Source organism: Micromonospora sp. NPDC005686 (genome assembly GCF_042871665.1).
GTDB lineage: Bacteria > Actinomycetota > Actinomycetes > Mycobacteriales > Micromonosporaceae > Micromonospora.
In genome coordinates this window covers 77,926-93,761 of sequence record NZ_JBIAIY010000010.1, presented here as the reverse complement: position 1 = coordinate 93,761, position 15,836 = coordinate 77,926, and the positions used below count along the sequence as shown (strand labels likewise).

At 73.9% G+C, this 15,836-nt stretch carries 6 protein-coding genes; 1 reads left to right on the top strand and 5 read right to left on the bottom strand.

The features are described 5' to 3' along the window. The first annotated feature begins 32 nt into the window (after positions 1 to 32). Entirely contained in the window at positions 33 to 497 is a 465-nt protein-coding gene (locus tag ACFYON_RS22540) for a hypothetical protein (protein ID WP_357710448.1), read from the top strand. Between the two features lie 102 nt (positions 498 to 599). Here the strand turns inward: ACFYON_RS22540 and ACFYON_RS22535 are convergent, their stop codons facing one another. From ACFYON_RS22535 to ACFYON_RS22515, 5 genes are read right to left on the bottom strand one after another with little or no spacing between them, the layout of a single operon-like run. Then, on the bottom strand, positions 600 to 6,086 hold the full coding sequence (locus ACFYON_RS22535; protein ID WP_387189201.1) for an amino acid adenylation domain-containing protein: 5,487 nt from the start codon (positions 6,084 to 6,086) through the stop codon (positions 600 to 602). Continuing rightward, a complete protein-coding gene (locus tag ACFYON_RS22530; RefSeq protein WP_355015126.1) occupies positions 6,086 to 9,205 on the bottom strand; it encodes an amino acid adenylation domain-containing protein in 3,120 nt (1,039 codons plus the stop codon). The genes ACFYON_RS22535 and ACFYON_RS22530 overlap by 1 nt, the downstream gene beginning before the upstream one ends. Further along, on the bottom strand, positions 9,202 to 9,390 hold the full coding sequence (locus ACFYON_RS22525; protein WP_354873603.1) for an MbtH family NRPS accessory protein: 189 nt from the start codon (positions 9,388 to 9,390) through the stop codon (positions 9,202 to 9,204). The genes ACFYON_RS22530 and ACFYON_RS22525 overlap by 4 nt, the downstream gene beginning before the upstream one ends. Before the next feature lies 1 nt (position 9,391). After that, a complete protein-coding gene (locus ACFYON_RS22520) occupies positions 9,392 to 10,345 on the bottom strand; it encodes a TauD/TfdA family dioxygenase (protein WP_354873605.1) in 954 nt (317 codons plus the stop codon). A 27-nt stretch (positions 10,346 to 10,372) separates the two neighbouring features. Then, on the bottom strand, positions 10,373 to 15,814 hold the full coding sequence (locus tag ACFYON_RS22515; RefSeq protein ID WP_387189200.1) for an SDR family NAD(P)-dependent oxidoreductase: 5,442 nt from the start codon (positions 15,812 to 15,814) through the stop codon (positions 10,373 to 10,375). Positions 15,815 to 15,836: the final 22 nt, after the last annotated feature.

Here is a 15,836-nt window from a genome sequence, read left to right as displayed (position 1 = left end):
GCACGCTGGCGGGCTCCCGATACGCTCCCGCCATGAACGTCGATGCCCCTCGACGGGGACCGATCCGGGCTCTCGCGGCACTGCCCGCTCTTCCCTGGTTGAGCATCCACCTGCTGCTCTACCTCGGCATCGCCATCGCGGTCCCCGTGCTGTGGGAGCCGGCCCCCGCCGGCGGGCTCGTCGAGGCTTCCGGCCGAGCCCTCACCGAGGTGCCGTCAGTGCTCTTCAGCCCGGGTGGGGTGATGGTGAGCGCCCTGGCCGTCGGCTGCCTGGGACTGCTGCGCCTGCTGTCCGGCGCCCGGTGGTACTGGTTCAGGCTGGCCGCGGTCCTGCTCTTCGTCGTGCCGATCCCGCTGTTCGTGTTCAGCCTGGCCGGTGCGGAGGAGGCGGTGCCGGTGGCCGTCCCCCATCTGCTGGTGGCGCTGCTCATCGTGCAGCCCCGGCTCTCGGACAGGTTGGCGGACCGGGCTCCGGCCCCGGAGGACCACCGCCGGTAGCGCCACCGGTCCCCTCCGGCGTGGCACCCGGCCTCCGCCCGACCAAGGAGTTCGCGGCGGCCCGGGTGCCCGGAACCGACGCGAACTCCTTGATCGACACGGTCAGACGGAGACGAGTTCCTTCTTCTCGGCCTTGGCGGCCAGGCGCTTCTCGCGCTCCTGGGCACCGATCAGGTCGTCCGGCAGGGAGTCCTCCACCTCCAGGTCGAAGCGGCGCAACAGCCGGATCGACAAACCGCCGAGCGTGATCAGGATCAGCGCCGCCCCGAAGCAGATGTACGCGAACCCGATGCCCCGGCCCGGTCCGGTGCCGATCACCGCGCCCACCGAGCCGGCCAGCGCCCCGCCGGGAGCCAGCATCGGCTCGAACAGCGCGGTGGCACCCGGCGCGAGCAGCGCGAACCCGATCGGCAGCGTCGACCAGGAGATGGTCTGGTTGAGGCTGAACACCCGGCCGTGGAAGCGCTGCGGCACCTTCACCTGGACGATCGTCGCGTAGATCGACTGCGCGGTGGTCATCGACATGGCCAGCCAGCAGAAGCCGACGCAGATCATCGCCACCGACGCGTCGAGGCCGATCAGCACACAGCCGATCGCGGTGCCCAGGTTGCCGATCAGCACGCCGATCATCCGCCGCTTGCGCGGACCGCCCCACAGCGACATCAGCACGCCGCCGAGCACCGCGCCGACCGCCTCGGCCAGCGCCACCTGCGCCACCTGGGTCGGGCTGCCGAACGACAGCACCAGCGGCGTGATGAGCACCAGCGCCGGGGCGAGGAAGATGTTGCCCAGCGCGAAGTAGCCGAGCATCAGCCGGAACCCACGGTGCCGCCAGGAGTAGCGCATGCCGTTGGCGATGGCCACCAGCAGCCGTTCCCGGGGCCGCCAGCCCAGCGCGTCCGGGAAGCGGACCACGGCGAGGGTGAGCACCGCGAACACGTAGCTGGCCACGTCGACGAGCAGGATGCCCTTGAGGTCGATGGTGGCGAGCAGGCCGGCCGCGAACGCCGGCATGAGCAGCGTGGCCACACCGGTGGAGAGCTGGGTGATGCCCATGGCGTGCCCGAGGTAGCGCTTGGGCACCAACTGCGGCACCGCCGACTGGAACGCGATCCGCTGGAACGAACCGGCCACCGAACTCAGCGCCACCAGCACGTAGATGTGCCAGAGCACCAGGTTGTCGGTCCACAACAGGGTGGCCAGCACCAACTGGACGGAACCGGCGAAGCAGCTCGCCATCATCATGATCCGGCGCCGGCTGACCCGGTCGACCAGCGCGCCGGCCACCGGCAGCATGAGCACGCCGCAGATCAGCGCGAGCGCCCAGAGCATGCCGAGGTTCGCCACCGAGCCGGTGCGGTTGAACAGCCAGATCGGCAGCGCGAACGCGGTCAGCGCGGAACCGGTGCTGGAGATGAGCTGGCCGGTCGTGATGGCCATGAACCGGCCCATGCTCGGCTTGACCGTACTGGTGGGCTTGCGGTTCTCCCCCACCCGCAGTGTGTCGGCCACCACCCAGCCGGCGTCCTCACCGCGTCCCTCCGCCGTCAGCGCGCCGACGTCGCCGGCGACCACCGCCGGGTGCACCTGCGTGACGATCTCGGCCAGCTCCTGTGCCCGGTACTTGAGGAAGAAGTGCCCGGCCTGGTCGAGCACGACGAGGCCGAGCGTGTCGCTGAGGAACTGCCACTCGGCGTACCGCTCGCGGTAGTAGTCGGTCACCGGGTCCTCGGAGCCGACCACCGAGATGATCGGCGTACGCAGCTTCGTCGCCTGCTGGTCCAGCAGCCGGGTGAAGTACTCCTCGGAGGCACGGGAGTCGGCCCGCATGTTGCTGATGATCCGGTCGGCCTGCTCCGGCTCCAGCTCGTCGGTGTCCACACCCATCGACTTGAGCCAGCTCGCCGAGTGCCGGTTGCTGCTGAGCCGCTCCAGGCGGTCGCGGAGCGCCGCGATCACGCCCTTCGGGCGGGCGAACGGGAACATCGCGCCGATGTAGACGGCCTCCAGGTCCCGGCCGGCCGCCTCGACCTTGCGGGCCACGTCGGCGAGGATGGCGCTACCCACGCCGCAGTGGCCGTACAGCGCGATCGGCCCCTCGACCCGCTCCAGGATCTCGTCGGCGACGCGGCTGGTCAGCTCGTCGAACGGAAGCGCGTCCTCGCTCAGGCCCACGTCGTGGCCGGGGATCGCCAGCGACCACAGCCCGTAGCCGGCCGGCAACGCGTCGGCCATCGGCTGGTAGACGATGGCGCTGCCGCCGCCGTACGGAACGCAGACGTACGTCAGCACCCGCTTGCCCGCCGGGATCGGCTTGGTCAGCTCGTAGAGCAGCCGGCGCGGCCCCTCCTGGGCGGCGTCGCCGGAGACGAACGCGGCGAGGTCGCGGATGGTGCGCTGCTGGAACAGGTCCATCACGCCGACCGCCCGGCCGCCCAGCTCCGCCTTGCGGATCTTCGCGACGACCTGGGTCGCGAGCATCGAGTGCCCGCCCAGGTCGAAGAAGTCGTCGTCGATGCCGAGCGTGTCCACGCCCAGCACCTCGGACCAGATCGCTGCGAGCGCCCGCTCGGTGTCGTCGCGCGGCTCGACCAGCGCCACCGACGCCTCGCGGGTGACCACCGGCGCGGGCAGCGCCTTGCGGTCCAGCTTCCCGTTGGGAGTCAGCGGCAGCGCGTCGAGCGTGACGAACGCGGCCGGCACCATGTACTCGGGCAGCGTGTCCTTCAGCGCCGACTTCAGCGCGGCGTGCTCGGCCGCCCCCACCAGGTACGCGGTGAGCCGCTTGTCACCCGGGCTGTCCTCGCGGACGATCACCGTGGCCTCGGTGACGCCGGGCTGCTCGCGTAGCGCGCTCTCGATCTCGCCCAGCTCGATGCGCAGGCCGCGCAGTTTGACCTGGTGGTCGATGCGGCCCAGGAACTCGATCACCCCGGTGCCGTCCGGGCCGCCGACCCAGCGGGCCAGGTCGCCGGTGCGGTAGAGGCGGGCGCCCGGCTCGCCGGAGAACGGGTCGGGGACGAACTTCTCCGCGGTGAGCGCGGGCCTGCGGTGGTAGCCGCGGGCCAGTCCGACGCCGCCGATGTGCAGCTCACCGGCCACCCCGACCGGGCACTGCGCGCCGGACGGGTCGAGCACGTGCAGCCGCAGGTTGGCGATCGGCGCGCCGATCGGCACGCTGGTCACCTCTGCCAGCCGCTCCGGCTCGCACGCCCAGGCGGTCACGTCGATGGCCGCCTCGGTCGGGCCGTACAGGTTGTGCAGGCCGCACCAGGGCAGCCGGGCGGTGAAGTCGGCCGCCGACGCGAGCGGCAGCTCCTCGCCGGAGCAGATCACCCGGCGCAGCGCGGTGGCCGCCTCCACGCCGTCCTCGGCGAGGAAGACGGTGAGCATCGACGGTACGAAGTGTGCGGTGGTGATCCGCTCGGACACCAGCAGGTCGCGCAGGTAGCCGGCGTCCTTGTGGCCGCCGGGCTTGGCCAGCACCAGGCAGGCGCCGGTGCGCAGCGGCCAGAAGAACTCCCACACCGACACGTCGAAGCTGGCCGGCGTCTTCTGGAGCACGGAGTCGTCGGCGCCGAGGCGGTACGTCTTCTGCATCCAGTCGAGCCGGTTGACGATCCCCCGGTGTGTGTTCGGCACGCCCTTCGGGCGGCCGGTGGACCCGGAGGTGTAGATGACGTACGCCAGGTGCTCCGGGCCGGCGGCCGGGGCCGGGTCGGTGTCGGGCTGGCCGGTCCAGACCGTGGCGTCGTCGAGTTCGAGCACTGTGGCGCCGGTGTCCGGCAGCACGTCGCGCAGGTGCGACTGGACCAGCACCACCGGCGCGTCCGCGTCGCCGACCATGAACGCGAGCCGGTCCGCCGGGTACTCCGGGTCCAGCGGCAGGTACGCGCCGCCGGCCTTGAGCACGCCGAGCAGGCCGGCGACCAGTTCCACGGAGCGTTCCGCGCAGACCCCGACCAGGGTCTCCGGGCCGACGCCCGCCGCGCGCAGCCGGTGCGCGACGCGGTTGGCCTGCGCGTTCAGCTCGGCGTACGTGCGGCTGTGCCCGTCGATGGTGACCGCTACCGCGTCCGGTGTCGCCGCGGCGCGCTCCTCGATCGGGCCGTGCAGCGTCTCGACGCGCGGGAAGTCGGCTGTGGTGTCGTTCCAGGCGGCCAGCAGTTCCCGCTCGGCGGCGGACAGCAGCGGCAGCCGGGACACCGGGGTGTCGGGCGCGGCGACCACCGCGTCCAGCAGGGCGGTCCACCGCTGCGCCATCCGCTCCACGGTCGCGCGGTCGAACAGGTCGGTGTTGAAGACCAGCTTGCCCCAGAGCCCGTCGACGGTCTCCACCGCGTGCAGCTCGAAGTCGAACCGGGTGGCCTGCAACTCCATCGGGGTCCAGGAGAACGTGACCTCGTCGGTGCGGGACACGCCGCGGAAGCGGCCCATCTCGTAGTTCTGCAGCACGAACATCGTCTGGAACACCGGGGAGCGGCTGACGTCGCGTGGCAGACCCAGCTCGTGGACCACCTTGGCGAACGGCACCTCGGCGTGCTCGAACCCGTCGAGCACCGTACGGCGGGTGCGCTCCAGCAGCTCGGCGAACGTCGGGTCACCGGCCAGGTCGGCACGCAGCGGCAGCATGTTGATGAACATGCCGACGATGTTCTCCAGCTCCGGCGCGGACCGGCCGGCCACCGACGCGCCGATCGCGAAGTCGTCCTGACCGGCGTGCCGGGCCAGCAGCACCTGGTACGCGGCGAGCAGCGTCATGAACAGCGTGCCACCGCTGTCGCGGGTGAGCGCGTTGAGCGCCTCGGTGGCGGCCGGGTCGAGCTGGAACTCGACGAAGTCGCCACGGTAGGTCTGGGTGGCCGGGCGGGGCCGGTCCAGCGGCAGTTCCAGCGGCGTGATGCCGGCCAGCCGCTGCTTCCAGTAGTCGACGTGCACGCGCGCCTGCGGGCCGTCCAGCTCCTGCGCCTCCCAGACGGCGAAGTCGCCGTACTGGATCGGCAGGGCGGGCAGTTCCCCGCCCCGGTAGAGCGTGATCAGGTCGCGCAGCAGCACGTCCACCGACCAGCCGTCGCCGACGATGTGGTGCTGGGCGAGGAACAGCACGTGGTCGTCGGCGGCGAGCCGGATCAGCAGCGCGCGCAGCAGCGGCCCGTCGGCCAGGTCGAACGGCTCGGCCGCCGCCGCGTCGACGAGCGCCTGCGCGGCCGCCTCGTCGGGCGCGTCCACCACTGTCAGCGGCACGTCCGCCGTGTCGGCGACGACCACTGTGGGACGGCCGTCGGCGTCGGCCGGGAAGCGGGTGCGCTGCGACTCGTGCCGCTCGGCGAGCCCGGTCAGCGCGGCGCGCAGCGCGTCCACGTCGAGCGGTCCGCGTACCCGCAGGGGCACCGCGATGTGGTACGCCGCCTCGCCCGGGGCGAGCTGGTCCATGAACCAGACCCGCTCCTGGGCGTAGGACAGCGGCACCTCGGCGCCGGACGGGCGGGGGGTGATCCGGGCCGTGGGGGCGGTCTGGCGGGCGCGTAGCCGTCGGGCGATCAGCGCCTGCCGGGCCGCCTCGCGGGCCGGATCCTTCAGGTCGGTCATCAGTTGGTTCCCTCTTCCGCCGCGAGCAGCGCGGCGACCTCGGTGTCGGAGAGCCCGTCGAGTTCGGCGGCGATCCGCGCCTCGATCTGGGCGGCCAGGTCCGCCACCACGGGGCTGCTGAACAGCGCCCGCATGGGCAGGTCGACGTCCACCTCGGCGCGGATCCGGGCCATCGCCCGCATGCCGCGCAGCGAGTTGCCGCCGAGGGCGAAGAAGTCGTCCAGGGCGCCGACCTTCTCCACCTGGAGGATGTCGGCGTACACCTCGGCGACCATGGCCTCGGCCTCGCTGCGGGGCGCGACGAAGCTGTCCTGGGCCGGTTCGGCCACCGCCGGGGCGGGCAGCGCGGCGCGGTCCAGCTTGCCGTTCGGGGTCAGCGGCAGCGCGTCCAGCCGGACCAGGGCGGCCGGCACCAGGTGCGCGGGCAGCTCACGGGCCAGTTCGGCGCGGACCGAGTCCTCGTGGGCCGGGCCCACCAGGTAGCCGACGAGCATGGGCTCGCCGCCGTCGGTGCGAACCGCCGCGGCGGCGGCGCGCACATCCGGGTGGGCCAGCAGCGCGGCCTCGACCTCGCCCAGCTCGATCCGCATGCCGCGCACCTTGACCTGGTCGTCGCGGCGGCCCAGGTAGTCCAGCGTGCCGTCGGCACGCCAGCGGGCCAGGTCGCCGGTGGCGTACATCCGGGCGCCGGGCGGGCCGTACGGGCAGGGCAGGAACCGCTCGGCGGTCAGGCCGGGCCGGTCGTGGTAGCCGCGGGCGAGCTGGGCGCCGGTGACGTACAGCTCCCCCACCACGCCCGGGGGCACCGGCCGCAGCGCGCCGTCGAGCAGCAGCGCCCGGGTGTTCCAGGTGGGCGTGCCGATCGGCACCGGACCGGCCGGGACCGGCTCACCGGGGGCGATCCGGGCCGCGACGCAGCCGACAGTGGCCTCGGTCGGACCGTACTCGTTGATCACCGCCACCTCGGGGTGGGCGGCCCGCCAGGCGGCGAGCTGCTCCCCGGTCAGCGCCTCGCCGCCGATCACCAGGTCGGCCGTCGGCGACAGCTCGGCGTCGAGCAGCGGCAGGTGGCTCGGCGTGACCTTGAGGAAGGCCGGCCGGCCACCGGCGCGGGCCGCGGGCTCGTCGATCGCGGCCAGCCGTACCGTTCCGCCGGCGGTGAGCGTGCCGAGCAGGCCGGTGACGGTGAGGTCGAACGACACGGGCGAGTGCAGCAGCGCCACCCCGGCCAGCCCCGGGTAGGTGGCGCGGGCCCAGGCCAGGTACGCGGTCACCGCCCGGTGCTCGACCACCACGCCCTTGGGGCGGCCGGTGGAGCCGGAGGTGTAGAGCACGTACGCCGGGTGCTCCGGGCGCAACGGCGCGACCCGGTCGGCGTCGGTGAGGTCGTGGCCGGGCTGGTCGGAGCCGATCTCCCCGTCGAGCACCAGCGCGTCGCCGGGCACCAGGGCGGCGGTGTCCGGGTCGGCCACCACAAGCGCCGGCGCGGCGTCGTCCAGCAGGTACGCGATCCGGCCGGCCGGGTACGCGGTGTCCACCGGCACGTACGCGGCGCCGGCCTTGAGCACCGCGAGCATCGCCACCACCAGCTCGCAGGAGCGGGGCAGCGCCAGCGCGACCCGGGTCTCCGGGCCGGCGCCGCGCGCCACCAGCAGCCGGGCCAGCCGGTTCGCGGCGGTGTTCAGCTCGCCGTAGCCGAGCGTCGTCCCGTCGCACACCAGCGCCGCCGCGTCCGGGGTGTCTGCGGCCCGCCGCTGCACCTCGTCGACAACTGTGGTAACCGGCACGTCGTGGGCCGTGTCGTTCCAGGCTTCGAGCACCCGGTCCCGCTCGGTGTCGGTGAGCAGCGGCAGCGCACCGACCGTACGATCCGGCTCGGCCACGGCGGCGGCGAGCAGCCGCACGTAGCGGCTGGCCACCGTCTCGGCGGTCTCCCGGTCGAACAGCTCGGTGCGGTAGACCAGGCGGCAGTCGCCGGTGGTGATGTCGAAGGCCAGGTCGTCCTTCGTGGTGCCCAGCTCCACCGGGTCGAGGCCGGAGTCCGGGATCCAGTTCAGCGCGGTCTGGAAGATCGGCTGCACCGACGGGTCCCGCTGCGGGTCGACCGCCTCGACGATCTTCTGGAACGGCGTCTGCCCGTGCTCCATGGCGTCGATCAGGCCGTTGCGGACGCGGCCGAGCAGCGCCGCGAACGTCGGGTCGCCGGAGACGTCGCAGCGCAGCGCCACCGGGTTGACGAACATGCCGATCAGCGGCGTCAGCTCCGGGTTGTCCCGGCCCGCGGTGGAGACGCCGACCACCACGTCGGCGTCGCCGGAGATCCGCGACAGCAGCGCCGCGAAACCCGCCAGCAGCACCATGTACGGGGTGGCCTGCGCGCCGGTGGCCAGCGCGCCGACGCGGTCCAGCAGCCCGTCGGGCAGCGTGAAGCGCACCTCGTCACCGGCGAACCCGAGCTGGGCCGGGCGGGGCCGGTCCAGCGGCAGGCCGGTGACCGGCGGCGCACCGGCCAGGTGACCGGTCCAGAAGGCGAGCTGCCGGTCCAGTTCCTCGCCGGTGAGCTGCTGGCGCTGCCAGACCGCGAAGTCGGCGTACTGGATGGGCAGCTCGGGCACGGCGGGCTCGGCGCCGGTGCGCGCGGCCTCGCAGAACGCGACCAGCTCGGCGTGGAACAGCACCGCGGAGTGGCTGTCGAAGACGGCGTGGTGCACCACGAACGCCAGCGCCAGTCCTTCCTCCATGCGGATCAGCCGGGCCCGCCACAGCGGCGCGGCGTCCAGCGGGATCGGCGTGCGGGCCATCTCGCCGCGGATCCGCCCGAACCCGGCCCACTGCTGGTCGGCGGGCAGGTGGGTGAGGTCGGTGGTGGGCAGCGGCGCCGGCTCGTGGGCGCGCACGACCTGCACCAGCGCGCCGTCGTCGGTCCGCAGGTGGGTACGCAGCGCCTCGTGCCGGGCGATGACCCGGTTGACCACGTCACTCGCCGTGCCGGCGTCCACGCCGGCCGGGAACATCCACGGGAAGGACACGTTGAACACCGGCGAGCCGACGTCGAGCTGGTTGGCCATCCACACCCGCTCCTGGGCGTAGGAGGCCGGGAAGGTCCACTCCTGCGTCATGAGATTCCCTCGCGCACCGAGCGGGGACGCATGTCGGTCCAGACCTCGTCCACGTGGGCCAGGCACTCCTCGCGGCTGCCGGCGAAGGCGGTGTCGTGCCAGCCGGCGGGCAGGTCCCGGTCGGCCGACCAGATCGAGTACTGCTCCTCGTCGTTGCGGACGACCAGGAATCGGGGTTCGGCCATGTCAGTTCGCTCCTGCGTTCTCGGGGGTGTGCGGCTCGGCCATCGCCACGGCGATCTTGCGGGGACCGGTGAACGGTTCCCGGCCGTGCGCGGCGGTCATGTTGTCCACCACCAGCACGTCGTCGCGCTGGTAGTCGAAGCGGACGGTGGCGGCCCGGTAGGCGGCGCGCAGGTGGTCCATGACGTCGCCGGGGATCTCGCCGCCGTCGCCGTAGTAGGTGTTCGACGGCAGCCCGTCGGCGCCGAACATGGCCAGCAGGCCCTCCTGGTAGTCGGCCGGCAGGGTGCTCAGGTGGAAGAAGGTGGCGTGGTTGAACCAGCGCGGGACGTCCGACCCGGGCCGGTGGTGCACCACGTCGCGGACCGCGCGGGTACGCAGGCCTTCCTTGCCGACCCACTCCACCGTGATCCCGTTGTCCGCCGCGTACGCCTCGACCTCGGCGCGGCTCTCGGTGTTGAACACCTCCTGCCAGCGGGTGCCGAAGTCGCCGTGGAAGTTGCGCACCAGCATCCACCGACGGCGGATGAACTCCTCACGCACCGCCGGGTCGATCAGCTCGTACACCCGGCGCACGTCGGCCAGCGGCGTGGCGCCCTGGGTGTCCGGCGGCGTGACGCAGTAGAAGAACAGCGTCAGCGGCCAACGCGCCTGGTACGAGTTCTCGTTGTGCAGGAAGATCTCCTCGTCCGGCGGGTAGTCGGTCGAGGTGTAGACCCGGCCCTTGATGGAGTGCCGGGGCGAGGAGCGCTCGGTGTAGGTCAGGGGCTCGCCGGCCAGCGCGCGGACGGCCTGGTCGAAGCCGTCCACGCCGCCCACGTCGAAGCCGCGGAACAGCAGCCCGCCGTTGGCGACGAGGGTGTCCCGCAGCTCGGCGCGCCGGGCCGCGATCAGGTCGGTCAGCGCCCGGCCGTCGCTCTCGACGACGACCGGCAGCGTCGCGGTTGTCTCGCTCATGGTGCGGTGTCTCCTTGGTTGGGGGTGTCAGCCGCGGGGCAGCCGCGGGATGGCGGCCGGGGCGGCCGGGGCGTCGGCGGGGGCCTCGGCGCGCAGCTCCTCGATCCGGGCGGCCAGACCGGCCACCGTGGGCGTCTCGAAGAGGCTGCGCATCGGCAGCCGTACGCCGGTGGCCTTGCGCATGGCGGCGATGAGCTGCACGGCGACGAGCGAGTTGCCGCCGAGGGCGAAGAAGTCGTCGTCCACGCCGACGTCGGTGACGCCGAGGCCGTCGCGCCACACCTGGGCGATGGTCTTCTCCAGCTCGGTGCTCGGCGCGGCCGATCCGCCGCCGGTGGCCGCCGCCGTGCCGGCCGGCGCGTCGGTGTCCTCGGCGATGCTGTCGGTGGTGACCCGGGCCGCGCGGCGACGGATGTCGGCCACGGTGCGGGTGGCGATCACCACCTGGGCGCCGAGACCGGCGGCGAGGCTGCGGCGGAACGCCTCCGCGCCGTCGACCGGTCGGATGTCCTCGGTGACCGGCGCCGGGGCGTCGCCGCCCGCCGCCGGGGACTCGGCCAGGTTGCCGGTGACCGCGTCCTGGTCGACCCGGCGCAGCACGAAGTCGCCGATCGAGACCAGTTCCCGCCCGGCCGGGTCACGCAGCGACAGGTCGGCGGCGACCACCTCGTCGGTGGCGGCGGGCCGGTGCCGCAGGTGACTGTGGAACGTCGCCGGCAGCGGCCCCCGCACCACGATCCGGCCGTACGACAGCGGCAGGTAGGTGCCGGTGCCCTGGCCGCGGCCGAACGCGGTGGCCACGTCCAGCAGTGCCGGGTGCATCCCCCAGGAGGGCAGGTCGCCGAGCGCGGCGGCGGGCGCCTGCACCGTCGCCAGTTCCTCGCCGTCGGCGAGGTGGTGCTCGGCCAGCGCCGCCCAGCGCGGCCCGAACGTGAGCATGCTGGTGCGTCCCCGGCCGAACGAGGCGTCGCCGTCGACCCGCCGCCCGGCCACGGCCGGCACGACGGCCGGCGGGGCCGCCTCGGTGGTCCACCCGGCGCTGCCGCGTACGTGGGTGCGCGCCTGCCCGGCGGCGAGGCTGGCGACCGTGAACTCGGTGCCGTCCTCGGCCGGGGTCAGCTCGACCCGGTACTGGGCGACAGTGCCGTCCGGGACCGAGAACGGCTCCAGGAACACCACGTCGCGCAGCTCCACCGCGGCGTCCGGCCCCGGCGCGGGCAGCGCGGCGACCACAGCGGCGCGCACCGACTCCAGGTGGGCGGTGCCCGGCACCACCGGCACACCGCCGATCCGGTGCTCGTCGAGCAGCCAGTGGGTGTCGGCCGACACCAGGCCGTGCAGCACCGTGCCGTCCGGGCCGGCGACCATCGTGGTGAGCACCGGGTGGGCGACAGCCGTGGTGACGGTGTCCCGCCCGGCTGCCCGGAACGCGGCCGGCGCGGCGGTCTCCACCGCCATGCCCACCTCGGCCCAGCCGCCCCAGTTCTGCGACACCACAGGCGCGCGGAACCCGGTGCCGGAGCGCGCGAAGGCGTCCAGGAAGTTGTTCGCGGCGCAGTAGTCGACCTGGCCGAACCCGCCGATCACCGCGGTGATCGAGGAGCAGAGCACGACGAAGTCCAGCGGCAGGTCGCCGAAGACCCGGGCCAGCGCCAGGGTGCCGGCCAGCTTCGGGGCCAGCACGCGCTGCGCCTCGTCGCGCTCCTTCACCTCGGCCATGCCGCCGCCGGGCAGACCGGCGGCGTGCACGATGCCGTCCAGCCCACCGAAGCGGCGCTCCGCCTCCTCGCGGACCCGGCGCAGGTCGTCCGCGTCGGTCACGTCGGCGGCGAGCACCAGCACCTCGGCGCCGGCGGCCTCCATCCGGCGGATCGCCGCGATGGCCCGTCCGGCCCGGTCGGCGCCGCCGTGCACCGCCAGGTGCGCGTCCCACTCGTCCCGTGCGGGCAGCCCGGAACGGGCCAGCAGCACCAGCTTGGCGCGGACCCGGCGGGCGAAGTCCTCGGCGAGGGTGACGCCGATGCCGCCGAGACCGCCGGTGATCAGGTAGCGGCCCTCCTCGCGCAGCACGCCCGGCTCGTCCTCGGCGGCCACGCTCACCTGCTCGTAGCCGGCCAGCCAGCGGCGGTCGCCGCGCAGCGCCACCTCCGGGTGCTCGGCGTCGACCGGGCTGCGCAGCTCGGCCACCAGGGCGGCGACGCCGCGCGCGGCCGGGTCGGTGTCGAGCAGCCGCACGGTCAGGCCGGGCAGCTCGGCCGGGAGCACCCGGGCCAGGCCGGCCAGCGTGGCGTGCTCCGGGCGGGTCAGGTCGTCGCCGCGTACGTCGCCGATGCCGGCGGTGACCAGGTCCAGGCGTACGCCCGACTCGTCGGCTGTGACGCCGGCGCCGGCGAGCGCCTGCACCAGGTGCAGCGCGCCGAAGAAGCCGCGCTCCTGCGCCGCCCAGGCGGCCGCCGGGTCGATGCCGGCCGGCTCGCCGTCGAGCGCGAACGCGTGCACGATCCGCCGGGGCAGGTCGGCGACGAGCGCGGCGACCAGTTCCTCGGCGTCGGCGCGTACGCCGGGGCGCAGCCGGAAGCCGTTCGCGGTGACGGCGAAGGCCTCACCGGCACATACCTCGACCGGGTCGTCGCCGGCGGCGCGCAACGCGGCCACGAGCGCGTCCCCGCGCGGGCCGTCGGCCAGCACCAGGCAGCGGCCCAGCGGCTCGGCAGTGCGGGCCGGGGCGGCCTGCCGCCACACCGGCACCGCGAACCACTCGGGCAGCGGGCGAGGGCCGGTCTCGGCGGGCGCCGCGGCCAGCTCCTGCTCCGGGTCCGGCTCGATCCAGTAGCGGCGCCGCTCGAACGGGTACGTGGGCAGCGGCACCCGCCGCGCGCGGGGGTCGGCCGGGAGGCTCACCGGCGCCCCGGCGCACCAGAGCGCGCCGGCCGTGCCGAGCAGCGCGGCCACGTCGCCGGTCTGCTCGCCGGGGCCGGGCAGGCTGCCCAGCGGGGTCAGCGCACGCTGCGCCTCGCCGGCCTTGGCGACCTGCATCCGGGCCAGGTTGGCCAGTTGCCGGCCGGGGCCGCACTCGACCAGCGCCCAGGTGCCCTCGGCGAGCAGCGTGGCCACGCACGCGCCGAAGCGGACCGGGCGGCGCAGGTGCGCGGCCCAGTACGCCGGGTCGGTGGCCTGCGCCTCGGTGATCCAGGTGCCTGTCACGTTCGACACGAACGGCACCGCCGGGGCGCGCAGCGGCACCGTGGCCATCAGCGCGGTGAACTCGTCCAGGATCGGGTCCATCATCGGCGAGTGGAACGCGTGTGAGGTGCGCAGCAGCTTCGACTTGTTCTTGCCGCCGAGGCTCGCGGCGAACTCCTCGACCAGTGCCGTCTCGCCCGCGACCACGCAGGTGCCGGGGCCGTTGACGGTGGCCACCGACAGGCCCTCCGGCAGCGTGCCGGTCACCTCCGACTCGTCGAGCGTGACCGCCAGCATCGACCCGCCGGGCAGGGAGTGCATGAGCCGGCCCCGGGCGGCCACCACCCGCAGCGCGTCGGCGAGGTCGAGCACCCCGGCCACCGTCGCGGCGACGTACTCGCCGATGGAGTGGCCGATCATCGCGGCCGGGGTGACCCCGGCGGCCCGCCAGGCGGCGGCGAGCGCGTACTCGACAGTGAACAGGGCCGGCTGGGTGTAGCGGGTCTCGGTGAGCTTGTCCGCCGCGTCCGGGTCACGGCCCAGGATCAGGTCGCGGATGTCCAGGCCCAGTTCGGGGCGGAGCAGCTCGGCGCACCGGTCGACGGCGGCGGCGTACGCGCTGTCGTGGGCGTACAGCTCGGCGCCCATCCCGGCGTACTGCGAGCCCTGGCCGCTGAACAGGAACGCCACCCGGGGCGCGGGGCCCTCGGCGACGCCCCGGTGGCCCTTACGCCGCTCGCGCAGCGCGGCGGCGGCGGACGCCGGGTCACCGGCGACGACGGCGGCGCGGTGGGCGTACACCTGGCGGCCGACCCGCAGCGTGTGCGCCACGTCGGCCAGCGCGACGTCGCCGCCGCCCTCCAGGTGGTCGGCGAGCCGCCGTACGGCGGTGTCCAGCGCGGTCGGGGTCTTCGCCGACACCTGGAGCAGGTGTGCCGGGCGGGCCGGCGGTTCGTTCCGCTCCGCGGCCGGGGCCTCCTCCAGCACGACGTGCGCGTTGGTGCCGCCGATGCCGAAGGAGCTGACGCCGGCGCGGCGCGGCCCGCCGTCGGTGTCCCACTTGGTCAGCGTGTTCGCCACGTAGAACGGGGTGTCGGCGAAGTCGATGGCCGGGTTCGGCGTCTCGTAGTTGATGGTCGGCGGGATCAGCCCGTGTTCCATCGCCAGCACCGTCTTGATCACGCTGACGATGCCGGAGGGCTGGCTGAGGTGGCCGATGTTCGACTTCACCGAGCCGATGCCGCACCAGCCGCGCTCGTCGGTGTCCTTGGTGTAGACGGCGGACAGCGCGGCGACCTCGATCGGGTCGCCGAGCGCGGTGCCGGTGCCGTGCGCCTCGACGTAGCTGATGCTGCGCGGGTCGACGCCGGCCAGCGCGACGGCCTGGGCGACGGCCTCCATCTGCCCGTCGATGCTGGGGGCGGTGAAGCCGACCTTCCCGGCGCCGTCGTTGTTGATCGCGTTGCCCAGCACCACCGCGCGGATGGTGTCGCCGTCGGCGATCGCGTCGGAGAGGCGCTTGAGCAGCGTCACGCCGACACCGCTGCCCCACACCGTGCCGTTGGCTGCGGCGTCGAACGGCCGGCAGCGTCCGTCCGGCGAGGTGAAGCCGTCCATGCCGAGGTAGCCGACGTGCGGCAGCTCGATGTTGACGCCGCCGGCCAGGGCCATGTCGCACTCGCCGTTGCGCAGCGCCTCGCAGGCCAGGTGGAACGCGACCAGCGAGGTGGAGCAGGCGGTGTGCACGGTGAGGCTGGGGCCGCGCAGGTCCAGCCGGTACGACACGTTCGTGGCCACGTAGTTCGGCGAGTTGCCGGTGGCCAGCGACACCGCGCCGTGCGGATTCCCGCCGACCCGCTTGTTGCGGTACACGTTGCGGTGCAGGTAGAGGTTGCCGCCGGTGCCGGCGTACACGCCCACCGCGCCGTCGTAGCGGCCCGGGTCGTAGCCGGCGTCCTGCAGCGCGGTGTAGCAGGTCTCCAGGAACAGCCGGTGCTGCGGGTCGGTGATCTCGGCCTCGCGGGTGGTCATCCCGAACAGCCCGGCGTCGAACTCGTCGTAGCCCTCGACCAGCGGGGCGCGGTTGACCCAGCCCGGGTCGTCGACCTCCTGCGGCTGGGCACCGCGGGCGAGTTGCTCCTCGCGGGTCAGCTCGGTCGTCGACTCCACGCCGTCGACCAGGTTGCGCCAGAACTCGTCAACGTCGGCCGCGCCGGGCAGGCGGGCGGCGAGCCCGACGATCGCGATGGGCTCGACGCCGTCGTCGGCGGGAATGTCGTTCTGCATGGGGGTTCCTTCATTCACAAGG

Bases quoted from the DNA above. Each gene is read 5' to 3' on its own strand.
- ACFYON_RS22535 (WP_387189201.1), bottom strand. From the start codon at position 6,086: ATGACCGACCTGAAGGATCCGGCCCGCGAGGCGGCCCGGCAGGCGCTG.
- ACFYON_RS22515 (WP_387189200.1), bottom strand. From the start codon at position 15,814: ATGCAGAACGACATTCCCGCCGACGACGGCGTCGAGCCCATCGCGATC.
- ACFYON_RS22520 (WP_354873605.1), bottom strand. From the start codon at position 10,345: ATGAGCGAGACAACCGCGACGCTGCCGGTCGTCGTCGAGAGCGACGGC.
- ACFYON_RS22540 (WP_357710448.1), top strand. From the start codon at position 33: ATGAACGTCGATGCCCCTCGACGGGGACCGATCCGGGCTCTCGCGGCA.
- ACFYON_RS22525 (WP_354873603.1), bottom strand. From the start codon at position 9,390: ATGGCCGAACCCCGATTCCTGGTCGTCCGCAACGACGAGGAGCAGTAC.
- ACFYON_RS22530 (WP_355015126.1), bottom strand. From the start codon at position 9,205: ATGACGCAGGAGTGGACCTTCCCGGCCTCCTACGCCCAGGAGCGGGTG.